General features: G+C 70.4%; 16 protein-coding genes, 1 tRNA gene and 1 pseudogene. 9 read left to right on the forward strand and 9 right to left on the reverse strand.

The window, feature by feature from the left end:
* The first annotated feature begins 11 nt into the window (after positions 1–11).
* On the forward strand, positions 12–905 hold the full coding sequence (locus tag AC2W7E_RS05465; protein WP_025102887.1) for a rhomboid family intramembrane serine protease: 894 nt from the start codon (positions 12–14) through the stop codon (positions 903–905).
* 150 nt (positions 906–1,055) lie between these two features.
* Here the strand turns inward: AC2W7E_RS05465 and AC2W7E_RS05470 are convergent, their stop codons facing one another.
* Positions 1,056–1,295, reverse strand: coding sequence for a cell division protein CrgA (locus AC2W7E_RS05470; protein ID WP_025102888.1), 240 nt, complete (start codon positions 1,293–1,295; stop codon positions 1,056–1,058).
* Positions 1,296–1,399: 104 nt separating this feature from the next.
* On the opposite strand from AC2W7E_RS05470, the gene AC2W7E_RS05475 reads away from it, so the two are divergent.
* The 3 genes and pseudogenes from AC2W7E_RS05475 (at position 1,400) to AC2W7E_RS05485 (ending at position 3,001) form a co-directional block, all read left to right on the forward strand.
* Positions 1,400–2,194, forward strand: coding sequence for a class E sortase (locus AC2W7E_RS05475; protein ID WP_062638016.1), 795 nt, complete (start codon positions 1,400–1,402; stop codon positions 2,192–2,194).
* A 23-nt stretch (positions 2,195–2,217) separates the two neighbouring features.
* On the forward strand, positions 2,218–2,373 hold the full coding sequence (locus AC2W7E_RS05480) for a hypothetical protein (RefSeq protein ID WP_249521410.1): 156 nt from the start codon (positions 2,218–2,220) through the stop codon (positions 2,371–2,373).
* Positions 2,370–3,001: pseudogene (locus AC2W7E_RS05485) on the forward strand (anthranilate synthase component II). Before AC2W7E_RS05480 ends, AC2W7E_RS05485 begins: the two are co-directional and overlap by 4 nt.
* Before the next feature lie 15 nt (positions 3,002–3,016).
* Here AC2W7E_RS05485 and pknB read toward each other — a convergent pair.
* The 7 genes from pknB to AC2W7E_RS05520 are packed head-to-tail and all read right to left on the reverse strand — an operon-like array spanning position 3,017 to position 11,894.
* Positions 3,017–4,708 (reverse strand): Stk1 family PASTA domain-containing Ser/Thr kinase, encoded by a 1,692-nt coding sequence (pknB, locus tag AC2W7E_RS05490; protein ID WP_485988702.1) that lies wholly within the window; start codon positions 4,706–4,708, stop codon positions 3,017–3,019.
* 44 nt (positions 4,709–4,752) lie between these two features.
* Positions 4,753–6,504: a serine/threonine-protein kinase gene (locus AC2W7E_RS05495; protein ID WP_485988703.1), complete on the reverse strand. Its 1,752-nt coding sequence runs from the start codon at positions 6,502–6,504 to the stop codon at positions 4,753–4,755.
* Positions 6,501–7,955 carry a penicillin-binding transpeptidase domain-containing protein gene (locus tag AC2W7E_RS05500; protein ID WP_085605334.1) on the reverse strand — a complete coding sequence of 485 codons (1,455 nt, stop codon included), beginning with the start codon at positions 7,953–7,955 and terminating at the stop codon, positions 6,501–6,503. Before AC2W7E_RS05500 ends, AC2W7E_RS05495 begins: the two co-directional genes overlap by 4 nt.
* Position 7,956: 1 nt before the next feature.
* Positions 7,957–9,342, reverse strand: a complete 1,386-nt coding sequence (locus tag AC2W7E_RS05505) for an FtsW/RodA/SpoVE family cell cycle protein (RefSeq protein WP_025102894.1) — start codon at positions 9,340–9,342, stop codon at positions 7,957–7,959.
* On the reverse strand, positions 9,339–10,643 hold the full coding sequence (locus AC2W7E_RS05510; protein ID WP_025102895.1) for a PP2C family protein-serine/threonine phosphatase: 1,305 nt from the start codon (positions 10,641–10,643) through the stop codon (positions 9,339–9,341). The genes AC2W7E_RS05505 and AC2W7E_RS05510 overlap by 4 nt, the downstream gene beginning before the upstream one ends.
* A gap of 7 nt (positions 10,644–10,650) precedes the next feature.
* Positions 10,651–11,172, reverse strand: a complete 522-nt coding sequence (locus tag AC2W7E_RS05515) for an FHA domain-containing protein FhaB/FipA (RefSeq protein WP_025102896.1) — start codon at positions 11,170–11,172, stop codon at positions 10,651–10,653.
* Positions 11,169–11,894, reverse strand: coding sequence for an FHA domain-containing protein (locus AC2W7E_RS05520; RefSeq protein WP_025102897.1), 726 nt, complete (start codon positions 11,892–11,894; stop codon positions 11,169–11,171). Before AC2W7E_RS05520 ends, AC2W7E_RS05515 begins: the two co-directional genes overlap by 4 nt.
* A 144-nt stretch (positions 11,895–12,038) precedes the next feature.
* On the opposite strand from AC2W7E_RS05520, the gene AC2W7E_RS05525 reads away from it, so the two are divergent.
* From AC2W7E_RS05525 to AC2W7E_RS05540, 4 genes are all read left to right on the forward strand, one after another.
* Positions 12,039–12,121, forward strand: a tRNA-Leu gene (locus tag AC2W7E_RS05525).
* An 84-nt stretch (positions 12,122–12,205) separates the two neighbouring features.
* Complete coding sequence (locus AC2W7E_RS05530) at positions 12,206–12,667, forward strand: hypothetical protein (RefSeq protein WP_485988704.1); 462 nt, start codon at positions 12,206–12,208, stop codon at positions 12,665–12,667.
* Between the two features lie 225 nt (positions 12,668–12,892).
* Positions 12,893–19,510, forward strand: a complete 6,618-nt coding sequence (locus AC2W7E_RS05535) for a DUF7507 domain-containing protein (protein ID WP_485988705.1) — start codon at positions 12,893–12,895, stop codon at positions 19,508–19,510.
* A gap of 64 nt (positions 19,511–19,574) precedes the next feature.
* Positions 19,575–20,042: a hypothetical protein gene (locus tag AC2W7E_RS05540; protein ID WP_025105166.1), complete on the forward strand. Its 468-nt coding sequence runs from the start codon at positions 19,575–19,577 to the stop codon at positions 20,040–20,042.
* A gap of 22 nt (positions 20,043–20,064) precedes the next feature.
* On the opposite strand, the gene AC2W7E_RS05545 is transcribed toward AC2W7E_RS05540, so the two are convergent.
* The gene (locus tag AC2W7E_RS05545; RefSeq protein ID WP_062766038.1) at positions 20,065–20,925 is read right to left on the reverse strand and encodes a ribokinase; all 861 of its coding nucleotides are present in this window, start codon (positions 20,923–20,925) and stop codon (positions 20,065–20,067) included.
* 49 nt (positions 20,926–20,974) lie between these two features.
* Between AC2W7E_RS05545 and AC2W7E_RS05550 the strand changes: the two genes are divergently transcribed.
* Positions 20,975–21,907 (forward strand): nucleoside hydrolase, encoded by a 933-nt coding sequence (locus AC2W7E_RS05550; protein WP_303709560.1) that lies wholly within the window; start codon positions 20,975–20,977, stop codon positions 21,905–21,907.
* Positions 21,908–21,909 lie beyond the last annotated feature (2 nt).

The raw sequence follows: 21,909 nt of genomic DNA on the forward strand, positions 1-21,909 counted from the left end.
GGCCGATCCGGATGACGACGCCCGAGTTCACGAACAACCGTGAGAACTTCTGCTACCGGCATCCGGATCGGCAGTCCTTCGTGCTCTGCCAGCGGTGCCTCCGCACCATCTGCCCCGAGTGCCAGACGCCCGCCCCGGTCGGCGTGATCTGCCCCGAGTGCATGGATGCCGAGCGCAAGAACCGCACCCCCGCTCAGAAGAAGGCCGCGCGACGCTGGCGCGGCGGCGGCGCCACGACCATGGGGGCCGTGCGCAGCGGCAAGCCGGTCGTCACGTACGTCCTGCTGGCGGTGACGTCGTTCATCGGCCTCGTGCAGCTCATCCCCGGGCTCAACGCCCCGATCATCCAGGCTCTCGGCTTCTACGCGCCGTTCCTCTACCCGAACCTCTCCCTCCTGCCGTTCGAGCCGTGGCGACTGCTGACCGTGCTGTTCGTGCATGGCGGCTTCGTGCATCTCGCCCTGAACATGCTCGCCCTGTGGATGCTCGGGCAGAACCTCGAACCGATGCTCGGTCGTGTCCGCTATCTCGCGCTGTACCTCATCAGCGGTCTCGGCGGATCCGTCGCGGTGGCCGTCCTCGCGCCGGAGACGTGGACGGTCGGCGCCTCCGGGGCGATCTTCGGGCTCCTGGCGTCGCTCCTGATCATCGGGCGCCACATCGGGGCCAACGTCACGGGCATCCTCGTGATCCTCGGCATCAACTTCGCCTTCGGGTTCTTCGCCGGTGGCATCTCCTGGCAGGCGCACCTCGGCGGCGCGATCACGGGCGCGCTCGTGGCCCTCATCTACGTCCGCACGAAGCGCCGCGACCAGCGGACCTGGCAGATCGTGTCGCTCGCCGCCCTGGTGGTGCTGTTGATCGTCGTGGTCGCCGTGGTGCCGCCCCTCATCCTTTTGGCCTGATCCCGAGTTGTTAACAGGGTTGTTAACCCCTGTGAATAACATCGGTGTAATTCTCCCCAGTGTGGGGATAACCTGTGGATAACCTCGCCTCTCGGACAGACGAAAGAACCCCTCGCCGCAGTGGCGAGGGGTTCTTGTCGTTGCGGCCGGTCAGCGCCAGCGTGTGGTCATGAGGAATCCGATGAGGGCGATGCCCAGACCGATGGCCAGATTCCAGTTGTCGAGGCCGGGGATGGGGAACTGCATGCCCGAGATGTAGAAGACGAGGATCCAGGCGAGGCCGAGGAGCATGAAGCCGATCATCACCGGCTTGAACCAGACGGCGTTGGGAGCGGCGTCGCCCTCGGCGCGCTCGACGGCGGGTTCTTCGGTCTTGCGGTCACGTGCCATGCCGTCATTGTACCCGGGAGACCTCGGCGCGGACGAGACGTGAGGACGCGGATCGGTGGTGCCCCGACTCCTGCTGCACAGGTCGGGCGGATATGATCACGCCCATGACTGCATCTGTCGTGCCTGGGGGGCGGCGCGGACGGCGGCAGCGACCCCGGTCGCGCGCCACGTTCGCGAGTGTGCTCGGCGAACTCCTCCTGACCGCCGGCGTCATCGTGCTCCTCTTCGTCGCCTGGCAGATGTGGATCGGCGACATCATCATCGCCGCCCAGAAGAACGAGGAGGGCGCCGCGATCTCGCAGCAGCTCGCCGCGGGCGAAGCCCCCGAGCCCCCGCCTCTCATCGAGACGGACGACGGCGAGACGGTCTATCAGGCGCCGGTCCCGGCGGCACCGGCCGACGGCGAGTGGTTCGGGCAGATGCACATCCCCCGGTTCGGGGCCGACTACAACTTCGGGATCTACGGGGGGACCAGCCGGGCGCGCACGCTCGATCAGAAGGGCATCGGGGTCTACACGCAGTCGAAGATGCCCGGAGAGGTCGGCAACTTCTCGCTCGCCGGCCACCGCACGACCTGGGGCAAGCCGTTCAACCAGCTCGACAAGCTGCACGTGGGCGACGCGATCGTGGTGGAGACTCCGGACGGGTGGTACACCTACCGGTTCCGCACCCTGGAGTACGTGAAGCCGACGCAGACCGACGTGCTCGCCGACGTGCCGCAGATGCCGGAGCAGCAGACGGGGGAGCAGTACATCACGTTGACGGCATGCTCGCCGCTGTACTCGCTCGCCGAGCGCATCGTCGCGTACGGGGTGTTCGAGAGCTTCCAACCGCGAGCCGAGGGACCCCCGCCGGCCCTGACCGATCCGCCACCGCCGCCGGCCGCGCCGTCCGTGTGACCCCCCCAGGAGAGAGAAGACCCATGTACGCCGCACTCTGGCGCCTGCTGCCCGGCCCGTGGTGGCTGCGCGTGTTCATCCTGCTCGTGGTGATCGCCGCGGTGCTCTACGCGCTGTTCTGGTACGTGTTCCCCTGGGTCAGCCCCCTCATCTCCCCCGGCGAGGTCGACGTCGAATGACGCGCGTCCTGGTGGTCGACAACCACGACAGCTTCGTGCACACCCTCGTCGGCTATCTCCGGGAGCTCGGGGCGGACACCACCCTCGTCGAGTCGGACGCGACGGACGCCGCGGCGGTGGAAGGCATGCTGGACTCCCACGACGCCCTCCTCCTCTCTCCCGGGCCCGGGGCCCCGCCGACGCCGGGGTCTCGGTCGAGGCCGCCCGGATCGCGATGCGGCGCGGCGTGCCGACGCTCGGCGTGTGTCTGGGACATCAGGTCATCGGAGCCGCGCTCGGGGCGCCCGTCCGGTCGGCACCTGCGGTGATGCACGGCATGGTCTCGGCGGTCCGTCACGACGGCTCCGCGCTGTTCGCGGGGCTCCCGTCGCCGTTCGACGTCGGGCGCTACCACTCGCTCGCTCTCGCGGCGGGCGACCTGCCCGCCGACCTCACCGTGACCGCCACCGCGCCCGACGGCACCGTGATGGCCCTCGCGCACCGGACATTGCCGCTGCACGGGGTGCAGTTCCACCCGGAGAGCGTGCTCACCCGGGGTGGCTATCGACTGCTCGCGAACTGGCTCGGGCTGTGCGGCGACGAGGAGGCCGTCTCCCGATCCGCGCGCCTCGATCCGCTGGCGCGCTGAGCCGGCGGGTCCGGGTCAGGATCCGGTGCAGTAGCGGAGCTCGACCGACGACCCGACGGGAACGTCTCCCGGCGCGACGGACATCGAGTGCACGGTCGCCGGATCCGACGCCGGGCACTCCGGTGCCTCGGTCGGCACCGGGGTGAGCCCGATACTCTCGAGCTCCTCGGTGGCCGAATCCATGGACCAGCCGACGATGTTCTTCAGCGTCACCTTGCCGCTGGCGACCTCGAGGTTCACCACCGTGCCGGGGGCCACCTCGGCATCCTCTTCTTCACTGGCCGTCATGACGGTGTTCGCGGCAAGACCCTTGTCGTTGCGCTGGGTCACGGTGCCGAGCTCGAGTCCCGCGTCCTGGAGCGCCTTCGTGGCGGCATCGAGGGACATGCCCTCCAGCTTCGGTACGACGACCGTCTCCTCGCCCGAGGACACGTAGAGCGTGACGGTCGAGCCCTGCTCCACCGACACCCCGCCCTCCGGATCCGTGCGGATGACGTTGCCCTCCGCGATCGAGGGACTCGACTCGATGACGATCTTGGAAGAGAGATCGAGTTCCGCGAGGTCGTCCTGCGCACGTTCCGAGGCGACGTTCGTCAGATCCGGGACGACGCGCGAGGTGCTGGGCACGTCGGCGGGCCGCATGCTGATGGTCCAGACCCAGAACAGCACGGAGGCCAGGAGCACCGCGAGCAGGGCGACGCCGGCCCAGATCCACGCGACGGGCGGTCCCGACTGTGTGCGGGCCATCGTGGTGTCGGTGCTGAGCTGACGCAGCGACCGCGCCGTCTCCTGCGCCTGGCGCGGACTCGGGCCGTAGAGCTCGCTCGTCAGGGCGCCGATCTGCTTGCGCGTGGGGGCGGCGCCGGTCACCGCGGCGTCCAGAGCGGCACGGAAGTGGGCGGCGTCCGGATACCGCTGATACGGGTCCTTCGCGAGGGCGCGCAGCACGATCGGGTCGAGGGCTGCGGGCGACTCCTCGTTGACCTCGGAGGGCGGGACCGGTGTCTCGCTGACGTGCTGGTAGGCGACCGCGACCGGCGACTCCCCGCGGAACGGCTGCCGTCCGGTCAGCAGCTCGTAGAGCACGACGCCGGTGGAGTAGAGGTCGGCACGAGCATCGACCGGCTCCCCCTTGGCCTGCTCGGGCGAGAAGTAGGCGGCGGTGCCGATGATCTGGGTGGTCTCGGCCACGGTCGAGGAGGAGTCGGACACCGCGCGGGCGATGCCGAAGTCCATCACCTTCACCTGGCCCTTGTCGGTGACCATGACGTTGCCCGGTTTGATGTCGCGGTGCACGACTCCGGCGCGGTGCGAGTAGTCCAGCGCTTCGAGGATCCCGTCGACGTAGCGCACCGCATCCTCGACGGGGACGGGGCCGTCGGCGATGATCTTCTTGAGCAGGGTGCCCTTGACCAGCTCCATCACGATGTACGGCGGCTCGTCCGAGGAGCTGTCGACCGTGGAGGGGTCGCCGGCGTCGTACACCCGCACGATCGACGGGTGCGACATGCGCGACGCCGACTGCGCCTCCAGACGGAACCGCGTACGGAAACTGGTGTCGCGGGCGAGCTCAGGGTCGAGGATCTTGACCGCGATCTCGCGGCCGAGCGTCAGATCGTACCCGCGGTACACCTTCGCCATCCCGCCGTGCCCGATGAGCTCGTCGACGCGGTACCGGCCCGCGATGACTCGTGGCTCTGTGGACACGGATGACCCCCTGGAAACGACTATGGCTGGACTGGATACTCAGGCTACCCTTGGGCGCCGTCGCCGCCGTCACCCTCGCCGTCCTCCGGGGCCACGATCGTGACGGAGAGCGGGGGGGAGGCGTTCGACGTGCGCTGGTCGCCACCGGAGCACAGGCCCTGATACGTCGCGATGAGCTGCTGCCCCACGGCATCGCCGACCGTCACCTGAGCGTTGCGCTGCGTCGGCTGGAAGTTCGGCCCGCCCGAAGCGAAGGTGCCGTTCTGCAGGGAAACGACGTAGCCGGACAGCGTGGTGCCACTGGGGCAGGTGAAACCGGTGCCCCAGGAGATCGTCACGGTGCTGCCGGCGATCGGGTCGCCGGTGATCGTCGGCACGTCCGTCGGCGTCGGCAACGGCGTACGGCCGGCGTAGACCGTGAGGGCGATCGGCGTCGTCGTCGCGACGTTCCCCTCCGGCTGCACCCGGTAGACCTTGCCGACATCGCCGTCGCTCGGGGCGGGGTCGCCCTCGCCGCAGGCGATGTCGGAGAACCCGGCCTCTTTGAGCGTCGCGGTGGCGGTGCCGCAGTCCATGCCGTTGAGACCGAGGGCGGTCACGTCGACCCGGGTCTCCTCGGGCGTGGGCTCCTGCGAGGGCGTCTGCGTCTGGGTCTGCGTGGGGGTGCGGCTCGCGGACCCGGTGGGGTCGGGGTCGGCATCCTTGCCCTGGTTGCCGAACAGTGCCCACAGCGTGCCGGCGACGACGATGAGCAGCAGGACCAGCAGCGCGATCAGCGGCCAGGTCCATGCACTCTTCTTCTTCTTTTTCTTCTCCTGCTCCTCCGCGGCGGCCTCGTCGGTGGGAAGCTGCGCGGTGGTGGGGAGGATGCGTGTCGTGCCGTCGTCACCGGTCGCGGTGAGCATGCGCGTGGCGTCGTCGTCGCCGGCGATGCCGCCCGTCGCGATGGCGGGCACGGCGATGGCCGCGGAGTTCAGGTCGCCGCGACGCAGGGCCTGGGCCGCGCGGGCGACCGTGGCCGAGGAGGAGGGGCGATCCGCCGGCTTCTTGGCGATCATCGCCATGACCAGGTTCTGCACGGGGATCGGGACCGTCGGCGGCAGCGGCGGCGGCTGCTCGTTGATCTGCGCCATGGCGATCGCGACCTGCGACTCGCCGGTGAAGGGGCGCTTGCCGGCGAGGCACTCGTACGCGACGATGCCCAGCGAGTAGGTGTCGGTCGCGGGGGAGGCCGGGTGACCCGACGCCTGCTCCGGCGACAGGTACTGCACCGTGCCCATGACCTGGCCGGTCGCGGTGAGCGGGACCTGATCGGCGATGCGGGCGATGCCGAAGTCGGTGATCTTCACGCGGCCGTCGGGCGTGATCAGGAGGTTCCCCGGCTTGATGTCGCGGTGCACGAGACCCGCGGCGTGCGCGGCCTGGAGGGCCGAGGCGGTCTGCGCGACGATGTCGAGCGTCTTGTCCGCGCTCAGCGAGCCGTCCCGCTCGAGGATCGTCGACAGGGCCTCACCCGGCACGAGCTCCATGACGAGGTAGGCGCTGCCGTTCTCCTCGCCGTAGTCGAACACGCTGGCGATGCCCTCGTGGTTGACGAGCGCGGCGTGACGCGCCTCCGCGCGGAACCGCTCGAGGAACCCGGGGTCCCCCATGTACTCGTCCTTGAGGATCTTGATGGCGACGGTGCGACCGATGACGTGATCCGTCGCCTCCCACACCTCGCCCATGCCGCCGATCGCAATACGCGACTGCAGCTCGTAGCGACCACCGAACGACACACCCTGCGTCGGCCTCATCTGCCCAGCACCGCCTCTATGACCTTCTTCGCAATCGGAGCGGCGATGGTGTCCCCGCTTCCTGATTGACCCTGTCCGCCGCCGTTCTCGACGACGACCGCTACCGCGACCGCGGGGTCGTCCGCGGGGGCGAACCCCGTGAACCACAGCGTGTGCGGCCTGTTTCCGTTCTCCGCCGTTCCCGTCTTACCGGCTACGTCGACCCCGTCTATTCTTGCACCCTGCGCCGCACCGTTTGAGACGCTCGCGACCATGGCGGAGGTGACGTCGTCGGCGACGTCGGCGTCCATCGCGCGCCCGAACTCGGTGCTCTCGAACGACCGGATCACCGAGAGGTCGTTGCCGATCACGGCGTCCACCATCTGCGGGTTCATGACCACGCCGTCGTTCGCGATGCCCGCTGAGACCATGGCGATCTGCAGCGGCGTCGCGGTGACCTGTCCCTGCCCGAACCCGGTGAGCGCGGTCTGCGCGTCGTCCAGGCCCTGGGGGTAGCTGGAGGGCGTCGAGGTGAGGGGCGTGTCGAAGCTGCGGTTGAAGCCGAACTTCTCGGCCATCTCCCGGATCGTGTCGTCGCCGAGCTCGACCGCGAGCTCGGCCATGGGGATGTTGCAGCTCAGGCGGATCGCCTCGGCGATCGTGACGGTCTCCCCGGGACCGCAGGCGCCTCCCCAGGCGTTGGAGACGCGATTGTTCGAGCCGGGGAGCGTGTACGAGGTCGGGTTGGGCAGCGTCGACTCCGGCGTCCAGTCTCCGCTCGCGTAGGCGGCGGCCGCCACGACGATCTTGAAGGTCGAGCCCGGGGGGTTGAGGTCACCCGCGATCGCCCGGTTGGAGAGCGGCTTGCCCGGATCGGCCACCAGCTCGTCGTACGTGGCGTTGGCCGCGTTCGCGTCGTGCGTCGCCATGCGGTTCGTGTCGAAGCCCGGGGTGGAGGCCATCGCGAGGATGCGTCCGGTCTTCGGGTCCATCGCGACGACCGCTCCCTGCAGGCCGTCCAGGGCCTCGACGGCGGCGCGCTGTGCGGCGGTGTTGAGGGAGAGTTCGACGCTGAAGCCGCGCTGAGGCTGGCCGGAGAGGATGCGCTCGATCTCGGCGAAGAAGGCGTTCGAGCCGGTACCGGAGAGATCGGCGTTCATCGCCTCCTCGATGCCGGTGGCCGAACCCAGGGCGGGGTTGAAGTACCCGGTGACGGGTTCCCACAGGCCCGGGTCGGTGTACACGCGCTGGAACCGGTACTGGTCGTCGCTCGGCACCGAGTTGGCGATGGCGGTGCCGTCGACGATGATCGCGCCACGCTGGATCTCGTAGCTGTCCAGCCGCGTCCGCTTGTTGTGCGGGTTCTGCGACAGGACATCGGTCTCGACGACCTGGATCCAGCTCGTCGCGGCGAACAGCGCGACGAACATGAACAGCATGACGATGCTGAGTCTGCGGAGCTCTTTGGTCATGTCAGCCGATCACCACCCGGGGCTGACGGCGGACGCCGTCGGAGATGCGGAGCAGGAGCGCCACGATGAGCCAGTTCGCGACGAGGGAGGAGCCGCCGGCGGCGAGGAACGGCGTGGTCAGACCCGTCAGCGGGATGACCCGCGTCACGCCGCCCACCATGATGAAGACCTGGAGGGCGATCGTGAATGACAGCCCCGTGGCGAGCAGCTTGCCGAAGTCGTCCTGACCCGCGAGCCCGATGCGGACACCGCGGCTGACGAACACCATGTAGAGGCAGAGGATCGCGAAGAGGCCGATGAGGCCGAGCTCCTCGCCGAGGCTCGTGATGATGTAGTCGCTGTGCGCCAGCGGGGTGATCTCCGGGCGGCCCTGGCCCCAGCCGGTGCCGATGAGGCCGCCACGGGCGAGACCGAACAGTCCCTGCATGGGCTGGTAGCCGGCGACGTCGGGGTCGACCTTGGAGGAGTCGAACAGGAACAGCCAGTTGATGAAACGACCCTGCACGTAGCTGAGGATCTGCGAGGCGGCGGCGACGCCGGCCACCACGAGGCCGAGACCGATCAGTACCCAGCTCGTCTTGCCCGTCGCGACATAGAGCATCGCCACGAACATGCCGAAGATGAGCGTTCCGGTGCCGAGGTCGCGCTGGAAGACGATGATGCCGAGCGAGACGAGCCAGACGACGAGGACCGGACCGAGTTCGCGCATGCGCGGCCAGGTGATGCCGAGCACCCGCTTGCCGACCGAGGTCAGGCTCTCCCGCGTGCGCACGAGGTAACCGGCGAAGAAGATCGCCAGGCAGATCTTGGCGAGCTCGCCGGGCTGGAAGGCGAACATGCCGCCCAGCGACACCCAGACCTGGGCGTTCGCGTCGGGGATCCGCAGACCGGGCACGAACGGCAGGAGCAGCAGGAGGATGCCGGCGAGGCCGAAGATGTAGGTGTACCGGAAGAGGATCCGGTAGTTGCGCAGCAGGATGACCACCGCGATCGCACCGGCGAGCGAGATGGCCGTCCAGGCGAGCTGCTTGGTGGAGTAGGCGTTCCACCCGGTGTTCCCGAACGCGATGTCGATCCGGTAGATCATCGCGACGCCGAGGCCGGTGAGCAGCGTCGCGATCGGGACCACGAACGGGTCGGCGTCGGCGGCGACGAAGCGGAGCACGACGTGCAGCGCGAAGGCGAGGGCGGCGAGTCCGCCGCCGATCGCCAGGATCATCGGGTCGATCGTGCCGAGAGCGCCGAGCTGGACGAGGGTGAGGGCGGCGCCGCTGATCGCGCAGGCGAAGAGGAGCAGCCAGAACTCGCGATTGCGCTGCGTCTGGGGCATGCGCAGGCGGCGCAGGGCCTTGATGACGGTGGTGTCGGCCTGGACGTCGGTGCTCATCCGGCACCTCCCGACGGCGTCTCGCTCGGCGAGGGGAGCGGGGTGGGCAGCGGCGTCTGCTCGATGATGTTGGCCTCGGCGCCGGAGCGGAGCCGGTCGACGATGGCCATCGCGTCCGAGAGCGAGCGGGCGCTGATGGTGCGCTCGACCGAGGCCCGCTGGTACGGCGGCAGATCGGCGAGGAGGATCTCGGTGTCGTCGACCGGGGTCGACAGGGTGATCGGACCGATGTTCTGCTGCACGCCCTGGAAGATCACCACGCTGTCCTCGTCGGCGCCGATGAAGTAGCGCGTCTGCGTCCAGCTGTATGCCGCGAACGCGGCGAAGCCGAGCATCGCGAGGACGACGACCGCGCCGGCGATCCAGCCCAGTCGGCGGCGCTTGGCGCGACGGCGATCCTCCTCGATCAGCTCCTCGAGGTACTCGGGCGCCGGCTCGAAGTGGCTCGGCTCGTTCGCGGCCTGCCGCACCGGGTGCAGCCAGTTGCTCCGCGGCGCGCGGACCGGCGGCACGTAGACCCCGGACGGGTTCGACGCCGCGCCGACGATCGTGGCGGTGCCGGAGTGGACGGGGTGCTGTCCGCCGACGTCGACGATCACGATCGTGACGTTGTCCGGGGCGCCGCCGTCGAGGGCCTGCTTGAGGAGGTTGTCGGCCGTGCGCCCCGGGGCGAGCCCGAGCTGCATGGCCTTGAGGATGCGCGCCTCGTCCACCACGCCCGAGAGGCCGTCGGAGCACAGCAGCCAGCGGTCGCCGGGCTGCGCGTGCATGACGAACATGTCGAGCTCGGGGTCGGCGTCCATGTCGCTGAGCACCCGCATGAGCACCGACCGACGCGGGTGGTATCTGGCCTCTTCCGGGGTGATCCGGCCGGAGTCGACCAGTCGCTGCACGAAGGTGTGGTCCGCGGTGATCTGCGTGAGCGCGTCGTCGCGGTAGAGGTAGATGCGCGAGTCGCCGATGTGGCCGATGACGGCGTACTCGTCGACCATGATGATCGCGCTGAGCGTGGTGCCGAGCCCGGCGAGCTCGGGACGATCCTTCGCGGCGCGGATGAGGTCGCCCGCGGCCGTCGTGGCGGCGGCCTGGAGGGCGGCCTGCGCGTCTTCCGTGGAGGAGTACGGCTGATCCAGCGGCTCCATGCGCTGGATCGCGATGCTGGAGGCGACGTCGCCGCCCGCGTGTCCGCCCATGCCGTCGGCGACGACGAACAGGTTCGCCCCGGAGTACCCGGAGTCCTGGTTGTTGGAGCGGACCTTCCCGGTGTGGGAGATCGCGGCGCTCGAGCCTTCGAAGACCATGCCGGCGTCAGGCCCTCAGCTCGAACGTCGTCGCGCCGACCTTGACCGGGGTGCCGAGGCTGAGGGAGACCGGGCCGCCCGTCACCCGCTGGCCGGCCACGAACGTGCCGTTCGTCGAGTCGAGGTCCTGGATCGCCCACGTGTCGCCGCGGAGCAGGAGCCGGGCGTGATGGCTGGACGTGTAGTCGTCGCGGATCACCAGGGCGGATTCGCTGGAGCGGCCGATCGTCATCGCGTCGGAGCCCAGGGGCAGTTCGAGACCCGCCTTCGGTCCGGACGTGATCACGAGGCGCTTCGCCGTGGCCACGGTCGCGGGGCCGGTCGACGGTCGCGCCGACGAGGGACGGGGCGGGGCCGCCGGTGCCGCGGCCGGAGCGGCGGCGGGTGCTCCCGCTGTCGCCTCCGCGGGGAGCTTCCGAGCCCGCACCCCGAACAGGTCGGCGCGCAGGGAGTAGACGACCCCGAACACGAAGAACCACATCAGCACGAGGAAGCCGATGCGGAGCAGGAGCAGGACCAGTTCACTCATCCGAGGGCTCCGAACACGCGGGTCGCGTCGTCGTCGGGGCGCGACGACCGCGACGGGGTGGCGACGGGGACGATGCGGAACACGAGGTCGGTACGACCGATCGTGATCGTGGTGTCGGAGGGGAGGGCGGCCTCGCGGAGCTTCTGCCCGTCGACCTTCGTGCCGTTGGTGGATCCCATGTCGCGGAGCATGGCGCGCTCGCCGTCCCAGAGGATCTCGGCGTGACGACGGCTGGATCCCGCGTCGGCGATGGTGATGTCGGCGTCGGAGCCACGGCCGATCACGGTGCGGGCACGGGTGAGGGTGTGCCGGCGTCCGTCGACGTCGACCACGGCCTGCCAGCTCACGCGTCCTTCGACGGTGCCCGAGGTGACGCGCACGGTGCCGGTGGCGACCTTGTCGTCCGCCTCGAGTGTGAGGGACAGGGGGCCGGCGAAGCTGTAGCCCTGCGACTTCGCGTGCTTCGTGAGGAGTGCGTGCAGCTCGTCCGTCAGCGCGCCGCCGAGCCCGCGCATGCGCTCCGCGTCGTCGGGGCTCAGGCGCACGACGTAGTTGTTGGGCGCGATGATGCGGTCACGGCTCACCACGGCCGCAGTGGTATCCGCCTCGCGTCGCAGCGCCGAAGCGATCTCCACGGGCTGGATGCCGCTGCGGAAGGTCTTCGCGAACGCGCTGTTCACTGCGCGCTCGAGACCCTTCTCAAAGCTGTCAAGTAGTCCCACTGGGCTCCTCTGGCATGCCGACCGGTAGGGACATCGTAGCCAGGTGACCTGGGGGAACGCCGCCGACGCCCCTGCCGGGGTGTGCAACGCGGGCGAAAACGCGTGATATCCTCGGAAAGTTGAGTTCTTCGGAGCGAGACGCTCGCGCGAGTGGCGGAATGGTAGACGCGCTGGCTTCAGGTGCCAGTGTCCGTATGGACGTGGGGGTTCAAGTCCCCCCTCGCGCACAGCGAGACATTCATGAAAGAGTCGGTCAGAGTCTGACCGGCTCTTTCTGTTTCCCCGCGAACGCTTATCGAACGGTCTGCCGCATGAGCCCCTGGATGCACACCGTCGGACTCGTCCTCGTCCGCATCGTCTTCCCCGGCGCCCTGGCTCTGACCGCGTTGCTGCTCCTCTGGTACGGCATCGGCGTTCTGGACGAGACGCCCGGGTTCGCCTGGGTGATGATCGCGACGGGGGGAGCAGGGTTCCTTCTCTCCCTCTTCCTCCTCTGGCGTCTCAACAATGCCCGCGGTCGCGAGGATTTCCGGTGGTACGTCGTGCCGGAGGACGGGGCGGAGGAGTCCGTCCCGCCGGAGCCGATCTCGGCCGAGGAGAGGGAGCGCCTCACCCTCGAGCTGGACGAGGTGAACCGTCGGTGGCCGGAGGCGCTGGAGGCCGGTTTCCTCTCCGGTGGCTCGCTCGCCGCCCACGAGATCCGCGCGGAACTCGAGGAACGCGCCACGGCGCTGCGCCGTCGACTCGAGGCGCCTTCCACCCCCGATCGCTGACCTGAGTCCTCATCCTGGGGGGACGAAAGTCGCCCTGGAGTTCGCTGATCGCTCGCCTTACCCTCGGCGGTATCCCAGCTCGGGGAGCGGGTGAGCCGGGATCTGGACAGGGGAGTGTTCATGCGGGGTTCTCTGCGCACGCGGTCTGGTCGAGAAGAGAAGATGGATCGGAGAGCGCGACGACGGCCACGGTCATCACCGCGGACGTCGTGGGCGGTGGCGACCATGCTCGCCCTCGTGCTGGGATCGCTCGTCGCGCCCGTGGTGCCCGCGACAGCAGCCCCGGGCGACCCGGCTCAGCTGTACCTCGGCGTGTCGTATGAAGGACCCGTCGTCGGGTCGGACAAGGATCTGACCGCCCCCACCGAGTGCCCGGCGAACTCCGTCCTCACGGCCGTGCGGACGGAGAACCGCACCGCGGACGCGCCGGGCTCCTCAGCGAACTCGATCCTCACGCGCTTCAGCCTCCAGTGCTCGTCGATCACCGTGAGCAATGCGGGGGTCATCACCTCCACGGTTAACCCCACGTGGATCGAGGGGCCGGTCTACGACCAGGGTCGCGGGAACGTGCAGACGGCGACGTGTCCGGCGAACACCTTCGTACACCGCATCACCGGCACCACCTTCGTCGGCGACAACGGCGCGCGGTGGCCCTCGTCCGTGCAGATCACGTGCCGTCCGATGACTTTCACCGCCGCGGGGGAGCTGCGGATCGACCTCGCGGCCTCCGCCACCGTCCTCACCGCCGGGCAGAACTTCAACACGAACGGCGGCCTCAACACGCCGACCCCTCGATGCGGCCCCGCCGGGACCACCGGGACGAGCGACATCGTCGTGCGCGGCTACCGGGCGCAGAGCGGTGGCGAGGGCATCGACGGGTTCAACCCCTCCTGTACGACCATCCCCGACGACTTCGGCGATGCGCCGGCCAGCTACGGCTCGGTCTCCCAGGAGCTGAACGCGGCGACGTATCTGGGCTGGTCGGCCGATGCCGAGACGGCGATGCAGTACAGCGCGAACGCGACGGGCGACAACGTGGTCGGCGGCACGGCCCCGAACCAGACCATCAACGACGAGACGGGGGTGGCGTCGTTCGGGCCGATCATGGCCAGCGTGACGAACACCTATTCGGTGTCGGTGCTGGCGTCGAACAAGGTGCCGGGAGTGCCGGCAACCCTGGTCGGCTGGATCGACTTCAACCGCAACGGCGTGTTCGACGCGAACGAGGGCGCCACCGCGACGGTCCCGGCGGGCACGGCGGACGGCTCGTCGGTGACGCTGAACTGGTCCGGCATCGCCTCCCAGACGGTGGGCGGGCAGACGTTCGCCCGATTCCGCATCCAGAGCGGGACGGGGTTGACCACGGCGACGCCGACGGGGACGGGCGGTCCGGGTGAGGTGGAGGACTACGCCGTCACGATCACGGCTCCGGCGCCCTCTCTGGCGTTGACGAAGACGGTCACGCCGACTACCGCCAGCGCGGCGGGGGACACGGTGACCTATTCGTTCGCGGTCACGAACACCGGCAACGTCGCCGTCTCGGGGCTCGGCATCCGCGAGTCCGCGTTCAGCGGTACCGGGACGCTCGGGGCGGTGAACTGTGCGGCGACGACGCTCGCCGTGGGGCAGAACACCACCTGTACGGCGGCGTACACGCTGACCCAGGCGGACATCGACGCGGGCACGGTGACGAATACCGCGCTCGCCACCGGAACCTCCGAGGCCAACACCGGCGTGGAGAGCAACCCGAGCACCGCGACGGTCACGACGACCCGTACCCCGGCGCTCACGGTCGTGAAGTCGGCGACCCCGTCCGGACCGGACGACTTCACGGTCGGACAGGTGATCGACTACTCGTTCATCGTCACCAACACGGGCAACGTGACCGTCTCGAACATCGCGGTGAACGAGACGGCGTTCACGGGCTCCGGGACGCTCTCGGCGGCCGTATGCCCGACGGCACCGCTCGCCCCGGGAGCGCAGGCGACCTGTACCGCGAGCTACACCCTGACCCAGGCCGACGTGAACGGGGGATCGGTCAGCAACACGGCGACCGCCACCGGTGTGCCTCCCGGGTCGCTGACGCCTCCGGTGTCTCCGCCGTCGACCGTGCGCGTGCCGGTGGACCCGGCTCCGGCGATCTCGCTGGAGAAGAGCTCCGAGACGACCGCGATCACCGGCGCCGGGCAGACCATCGACTACTCCTTCCTCGTCACGAACACCGGGAACGTGACCCTGACGAACGTCGGCATCGACGAGGAGTCCTTCTCCGGCACCGGAGCCCTCGACGTGACCTGCCCCGCCGGCGCCGGATCCCTCGTTCCGGGAGCGCAGGTGACCTGCACCGCGAGCTACACCGTGACGGCCGCGGACTACAACACCTCGGCGCTCACGAACACGGCCACCGCGACGGGAACGCCGCCGACGGGCGCGGCACCCGTGTCGTCGCCGTCCACGGTCGAGATCCCCGTCACCGCCGCCCCGGCGCTCACGGTGGCGAAGTCGGCGGACCGCACGGAGATCACCGCGGCCGGACAGACGATCACCTACTCGTTCCTCATCACCAACACGGGGAACGTGACCATCGACGACGTCGGGGTGACGGAGACGTCGTTCACCGGCACCGGTACCGCTCCGGTCGTCACCTGCCCCGCGGCGGCCGCCTCCCTGGCCCCCGGCGCCCAGGTGACGTGTACCGCGCCCTACGTGGTGACGCAGGCGGACATCGACGCGGGCGGGGTGACCAACACCGCGACCGTGACGGGGGAGCCGCCCACGGGGGAGCCGCCGGTGTCGCCGCCGTCGACCGTCGTGGTCCCCGCGGACGAGACGCCCGCGATCACCCTCGTCAAGACGGCCGATCCGACGTCGATCACCGCCGCCGGGGCGACCGTCGACTACGCCTTCCTCGTGACGAACACGGGCAATGTGACCCTCACCGACATCACCGTGACCGAGACCGCGTTCTCCGGCACGGGCACGGCGCCGGAGATCACCTGCCCCGCCGCCGCGGCGGCACTCGCTCCGGGCGCCCAGGTGACCTGCACCGCGTCCTACGAGGCGTCGCAGGCGGACGTCGACGCGGGTCAGGTGACCAACACCGCCACCGCGACGGGCACGCCGCCCCGCGACCTCGAACCGCCGGTGTCGGCGCCCTCCACGGCGATCGTCACGGTGCCCGGCGCGCCCGCCCTCACGGTCGCGAAGACGGCCGACCGGACGGAGATCACCGCCGCGGGGGACGTCATCACCTACTCGTTCCTCGTGACGAACACGGGCAACGTGACCATCGCGGACGTGACCGTCGACGAGGTGTCGTTCTCGGGTACCGGTGCGACTCCCGTCGTCACCTGCCCCGCAGCGGCCGCGTCCCTCGAACCCGGAGCTGAGGTGACGTGCACGGCGACCTACGAGGTGACGCAGGCCGACATCGATGCAGGCGGCGTGACGAACACCGCCACCGTGACGGGCGACCCGCCCGGAACCCTCGAGCCGCCGGTGTCGCCGCCGTCGGAGGTCGAGGTGCCGTCGATCCAGACGCCCGGCATCACGGTCGTGAAGTCGGCCGATCCCTCCACCGCCGCCGGCTACACGGTGGGGACGGAGATCACCTACACCTTCGTGGTGACGAACACGGGCAACGTGACCCTCACCGACGTGACGGTGGACGAGACGGCGTTCACGGGCTCGGGAGAGGTGTCGGCGATCACGTGTCCCGCGGGGGCCGCATCGCTCGCGCCGGGGGCGCAGGTCGAGTGCACCGCCACGTACACGCTGACGCAGGCCGACATCGACGCCGGGCAGCTGTCGAACACGGCGACGGCGACGGGCACGCCGCCGTCGGGGACGCCACCGGTGTCGCCGCCGACGACGGTGGAGATCCCCGGCGACCCGGCCCCGGCGCTGACCGTGACGAAGACCGCTGACCGGACGGAGATCACGGCAGCGGGGCAGACGATCACCTACTCCTTCCTCGTGACGAACACCGGGAACGTCACGGTGCGCGACGTCACGGTGGAGGAGGGCACCTTCACCGGTACGGGTCCTGCCCCGGTGGTGACCTGTCCGGCGGGTGCCGCCACGATGGTTCCCGGCGCGCAGGTCACGTGCACCGCCGAGTACGTCGTCACCCAGGCCGACATCGACGCGGGTGGGGTGACCAACACCGCCACGGTGACGGGCACGCCGCCGTCGGGGGAGCCGCCGGTGTCGCCGCCGTCCGAGGTCGAGGTGCCGTCGGAGCCGTCGCCGGGGCTGACGGTGTCGAAGACGGCGGACCGGACCGAGATCACGGCCGCGGGCCAGACGATCACCTACACGTTCGTCGTCGCGAACACCGGCAACGTCACTCTGACGGACATCGAGGTGACGGAGGCCTCCTTCACCGGTACGGGGACTCCGCCGGTGATCGAGTGCCCGCCTGCGGTGTCCTCGCTCGCACCGGGGCTCGACGTCACCTGCACCGCGGAGTACGTCGTCACCCAGGCCGACATCGACGCGGGCGGAGTGACCAACACGGCGACCGCCACGGGCACGCCGCCGTCGGGGGAGCCGCCGGTGTCACCGCCGTCTGAGGTCGAGGTGCCGTCGGAGCCGTCGCCGGGCCTGTCGGTGGTGAAGTCGTCCGACCGGTCGACGATCACCGCGGCCGGCCAGACGATCACCTACTCCTTCCTGGCCACCAACACGGGCAACGTGACGATCGCCGACGTGACGGTGGAGGAGACGGGCTTCACCGGCACCGGCACGGCTCCGGTCGTGACGTGTCCGGCGGGCGCCGCGTCGCTCGCGCCGGGAGCCCAGGTCACCTGCACCGCGCCGTACGTGGTCACGCAGGCCGACCTCGACGGCGGCGGGGTGACGAACACCGCGACCGTGACCGGCACGCCGCCCTCGGGTGAGCCCCCGGTGTCGCCGCCGTCGACCGTCCTGGTCCCCGGTGACCCGGCTCCCGCGCTGACCGTGGCGAAGACGGCCGACCGCACCGAGATCACCGCGGCGGGCCAGACGATCACGTACTCGTTCCTCCTCACGAACACGGGCAACGTCACGCTGACGGATGTCGGGGTGGACGAGGTCTCGTTCACCGGCACCGGCACGGCGCCGGTGGTGACCTGTCCCGCGGGGGCGGAGTCCCTCGCTCCGGGAGCGGAGGTGACGTGTACCGCGCCGTACGTCGTGACGCAGGCCGACATCGATGCGGGTGGCGTCACGAACACCGCTACCGGCACGGGGACACCGCCGTCGGGGCAGCCGCCGGTCTCGCCGCCCTCGACGGTCGAGGTGCCCTCGGACGGGTCGCCGGCCCTCACGGTGGCGAAGACCGCGGACCTCACGCGGATCAGCGCCGCAGGGCAGACGATCACGTACTCGTTCCTCATCACCAACACGGGCAACGTCACGATGACGGATGTCGGCGTGGACGAGGTGTCGTTCTCGGGGACGGGAACCGCGCCGGTGATCACGTGTCCGGCCGCGGCGGCCTCGCTGGCCCCCGGTGCGTCCGTGACCTGCACGGCGCCGTACGTGGTCACCCAGGCGGATGTGGATGCCGGGCGACTCACGAACACGGCCGTCGCGACGGGAGAGCCGCCGACCAGCGAGCCGCCGGAGACGCCTCCGTCGACGGTGGAGGTGCCCGGTGACCGGAACCCGGCGATCGCCGTGGTGAAGTCGGCCAGCCCCGACACGGCGGCGGCCTACGTCGTGGGCCAGGACATCACCTACTCCTTCGTCGTGACCAACACCGGCAACGTCACGCTGACGGATGTCGCGATCACCGAGGGCGACTTCTCCGGGACGGGTCCGCTGTCGGCGATCGACTGCCCGGCCGGGACCGCGTCGATGGCCCCCGGGGCCCAGCTCATCTGCACGGCGACGTACGTGCTGACGCAGGAGGACATCGACGCCGGCCAGGTGACGAACTCCGCGACCGCGACCGGTGTGCCGCCCGGGGACCTGCAGCCCCCGGTGTCGCCGCCGTCCGAGGCGCGCGTCCCCGCGCTGCCGACCCCGGGCCTCAGCATCGTGAAGTCCGCGACCCCGGCCGTGATGACCACCGTGGGGGAGACGCTGGAGTACTCCTTCGTCGTGACCAACACGGGCAACGTGACGCTGAGCGACGTGGCGGTCGAGGAGACCGAGTTCTCCGGAGAGGGCGACCTCTCGGCCATCTCCTGCCCCGATGAGGCCGCGCGCATCATCCCCGGGCAGACCGTGACCTGCACGGCGACGTACACGACGACGCAGGCGGACGTCGACTCCGGCCGGCTGACCAACACGGCCACGGCCACCGGCACACCGCCATCGGGCACGCCGCCGGTGTCGCCGCCGTCGACCGTCGAGGTGCCCTTCGACGGGACGAACGAGCTTGCGATCGAGAAGCGCGCGACGACCGTGGACGTGAACGGCAACGGGATCGTCGACCTCGGCGACCGGGTGGAGTGGACGATCGTCGTCAGCAACATCGGGGCGCAGACGGTCTCCGACATCGTCGTGTCCGATCCGACCGCGGGCCCGGTGACCTGCCCGGCGACCAGCCTCGCCTCCGGGGAGCGGATGACGTGCACCGTGCCGCCGCACACCATCGATGCCGCCGACGTGCGTCGCGGTGAGGTGCGCAACGTCGCAACCGTGAGCGGGAACACGCCGGGCGGGCCGATCGATCCGCCGACCTCGCAGACGGTCACCCGCGTGGTGCCGACGCCGCCGACCGGGCTCGCGGTCACGGGTGGGACGCTCGCCGCCGGCGGCCTGCTGCTGGGCGGAGTGATGGTCCTCGCCGGCCTGGGTCTCGGCCTGACGCGGTTACGACGCCGAGAGGAAGAGCAGGAACAGCGCTGACCGAGTGTCGTCCGTGGCGGGTGCGTCCACCCGCCACGGGCGATCCCGGTCGAAGGAGGAGCCCATGATGTCCACACGCCACCGCAGCACTTCGCGCCTCGCGGCACCGATCCTGATCCTCGGTCTCCTGCTCAGCGGTTGCTCCCCCGCCGCCGAGGAGCCGGCCCCGACGCGCACGGCCGCGGAGGGGGCGCCGCAGATCCCCGGTGAGGACGAGGGGGTCGTCGGAGCGACGAGCGTGCCGGAGGACGTGCCGGACGCCCCAGAGGTGCGCGCCGGGACCCAGATCACGACCTGCACCACGGAGGACGACGGCGGGACGGCGGAAGGCGTGGTCGGCAATCCCACGGACGCGGACGCGACCTACGTCGTGACCGTGTTCTTCACCACCGATGCGGCCACGGTCGTCGGGTCCGGTCAAGCGACGGTGGAGGTCCCCGCCGGCGAGGAGGCCGACTGGTCCCTCACCGCGGACTTCGTGCCGCCGAGCGACCTCCGCTGCGCGCTGCGCGGAGCGGGCGCCGCGTCCTGACCCGATCCCGGTCGCGGGGCCGCTACGACACGGGCACGTAGCGCGCGAGCGGCTCGAAGGGCGGCTGCGAGGAGAGGTCCGCGACAGCGGCCGCGCCGACAGCGCAGGCCGTCTGCAGGGCCGCTCGCGGGGAGAGTCCGCTCTGCAGGGCGAGCACGAGCGCGGCGCAGAAGGCGTCCCCCGCGCCCACGGTGTTGACGGCGCGGGTGGGCACGCCGTCCGCCCGGGCGATCTCCTCGCCGCCGCGGAACAGGGCCGCGCCCGCGGCGCCGTAGGTCACGGCGACGAGTGCGGCATCCGCCAGCTCCGGCATCAGCTCGCGCTCGGTCTCGTTCACGATGAACAGATCCACCCGCTCGAGCAGCGCGTCAGGGAGGGGCTGTGCGGGGGCGGCGTTGACCGCGACGAACCCTTCGGCGCGGGCGACCACGTTCTCGACGACGGACAGCGCGATCTCCAGCTGCAGCAGAACGGCCTCGTCCGGCGCGAAGGCGACGCCCTCGGGGGAGACGAGCTCGTTCGCGCCGGGACACACCGCGATCTGGTTCTCGGCCTCGGCGTCCACGACGATCAGCGCGGTCCCGGTGGGTGCGGCGACCTGGCGGAGATCGGTGGTGTCGACGCCGGCCCTCGCGAGCTCCTCGCGCATCCAGGCGCCGTCGGCGTCCGCCCCCACCGCGCCCACCATGCGGACCCGCCCTCCCAGCTTCGCGGCGGCGACGGCCTGGTTGGCGCCCTTGCCGCCGAGGTCGCGGGAGAGTCGGCCCCCGGCGACCGTCTCCCCGGCGGTCGGGAGCCGGTCGACGAAGGCGGTGAGGTCGACGTTCGCGCTTCCGACGACGACGAGGGCGGGGGCGAGGACGGCGTCCGGCTTGACGTTCATGAGAAAGAGTGTAAACGTTTACGCACACCCGATTGCAAAGGAGCACCCCATGCCCGTCCCCGTCCTCCTCGACTGCGACCCCGGCCACGACGACGTCTTCGCCATCTGGCTGGCGGCCGGGAACGAGCAGATCGACCTCCGCGGCGTCACCACCGTCGGCGGCAACGGCTACCTGGAGCACACCACCCGGAATGCGCAGATCGCCCTGACGGTCGCGGGCGTGACCGGCGTGCCGGTCGCGGCGGGAGCCGACAAGCCGCTCCGCCGTGAGCTCACGCCGGGGGCCTGGATCCACGGCGACAACGCCCTCGGCGGACCCGTCCTCCCTGAGCCCACGGTCCCGCTCGACCCGCGGCACGCCGTCGACTTCCTCGCGGAGACCCTGAACGCGTCCCCGGAGCCGATCACGGTGATCCCCACGGGCCCCCTGACGAACATCGCCCTGCTCCTCCAGCAGCACCCGGAGGCCGCCCGCAAGATCAAGGAGATCATCTGGATGGGCGGATCGACCGGGCGCGGCAACGTCGGCGCCTACCCCGAGTTCAACGCCTGGGCCGACCCCGAGGCGGCCGCGGTCGTGTTCGCGTCCGGTCTGCCGCTCACCATGGTCGGACTCAACATCTCCCATCAGGCCCTCATCACCGAGGAGGTCGTGCAGCGGATCGCGGCGGTCGGCAACCGCACGGCCGCGTTCGGTGTCGAGCTGCTGCGCTTCTTCTCCGCGTCGTACGACCGGGCCGAGGGGATGCCGGAGGGGCCGCTGCACGACCCGATCACCGTCGCCATCGCGATCGATCGCGCCGTCGCCACCGTGCAGCGCTGCCACGTCGACATCGAGACGGCGGGCGAGTTCACGGCCGGTGCGACCTGCGTCGACCTCCATGACATGCTGGGCAAGGAGCCCAACGCCGACGTCGCGCTGACCCTGGACGTGCCGGCCTTCTGGAATCTGGTGACGGATGCCGTCGCAGCGCTGGCCTGACG

The organism is Microbacterium sp. CFSPD4_SD4 (assembly GCF_057364585.1).

Excerpts from the sequence above, each read along its gene's own strand:
- AC2W7E_RS05545 (WP_062766038.1), bottom strand. The coding sequence starts at position 20,925 with ATGAACGTCAAGCCGGACGCCGTCCTCGCCCCCGCCCTCGTCGTCGTC.
- AC2W7E_RS05515 (WP_025102896.1), bottom strand. The coding sequence starts at position 11,172 with ATGAGTGAACTGGTCCTGCTCCTGCTCCGCATCGGCTTCCTCGTGCTG.
- AC2W7E_RS05535 (WP_485988705.1), top strand. The coding sequence starts at position 12,893 with ATGCTCGCCCTCGTGCTGGGATCGCTCGTCGCGCCCGTGGTGCCCGCG.
- AC2W7E_RS05470 (WP_025102888.1), bottom strand. The coding sequence starts at position 1,295 with ATGGCACGTGACCGCAAGACCGAAGAACCCGCCGTCGAGCGCGCCGAG.
- AC2W7E_RS05495 (WP_485988703.1), bottom strand. The coding sequence starts at position 6,504 with ATGAGGCCGACGCAGGGTGTGTCGTTCGGTGGTCGCTACGAGCTGCAG.
- AC2W7E_RS05510 (WP_025102895.1), bottom strand. The coding sequence starts at position 10,643 with ATGGTCTTCGAAGGCTCGAGCGCCGCGATCTCCCACACCGGGAAGGTC.
- AC2W7E_RS05465 (WP_025102887.1), top strand. The coding sequence starts at position 12 with ATGACGACGCCCGAGTTCACGAACAACCGTGAGAACTTCTGCTACCGG.
- AC2W7E_RS05540 (WP_025105166.1), top strand. The coding sequence starts at position 19,575 with ATGATGTCCACACGCCACCGCAGCACTTCGCGCCTCGCGGCACCGATC.
- AC2W7E_RS05505 (WP_025102894.1), bottom strand. The coding sequence starts at position 9,342 with ATGAGCACCGACGTCCAGGCCGACACCACCGTCATCAAGGCCCTGCGC.
- AC2W7E_RS05480 (WP_249521410.1), top strand. The coding sequence starts at position 2,218 with ATGTACGCCGCACTCTGGCGCCTGCTGCCCGGCCCGTGGTGGCTGCGC.
- AC2W7E_RS05500 (WP_085605334.1), bottom strand. The coding sequence starts at position 7,955 with ATGACCAAAGAGCTCCGCAGACTCAGCATCGTCATGCTGTTCATGTTC.
- AC2W7E_RS05550 (WP_303709560.1), top strand. The coding sequence starts at position 20,975 with ATGCCCGTCCCCGTCCTCCTCGACTGCGACCCCGGCCACGACGACGTC.
- AC2W7E_RS05475 (WP_062638016.1), top strand. The coding sequence starts at position 1,400 with ATGACTGCATCTGTCGTGCCTGGGGGGCGGCGCGGACGGCGGCAGCGA.
- AC2W7E_RS05530 (WP_485988704.1), top strand. The coding sequence starts at position 12,206 with ATGAGCCCCTGGATGCACACCGTCGGACTCGTCCTCGTCCGCATCGTC.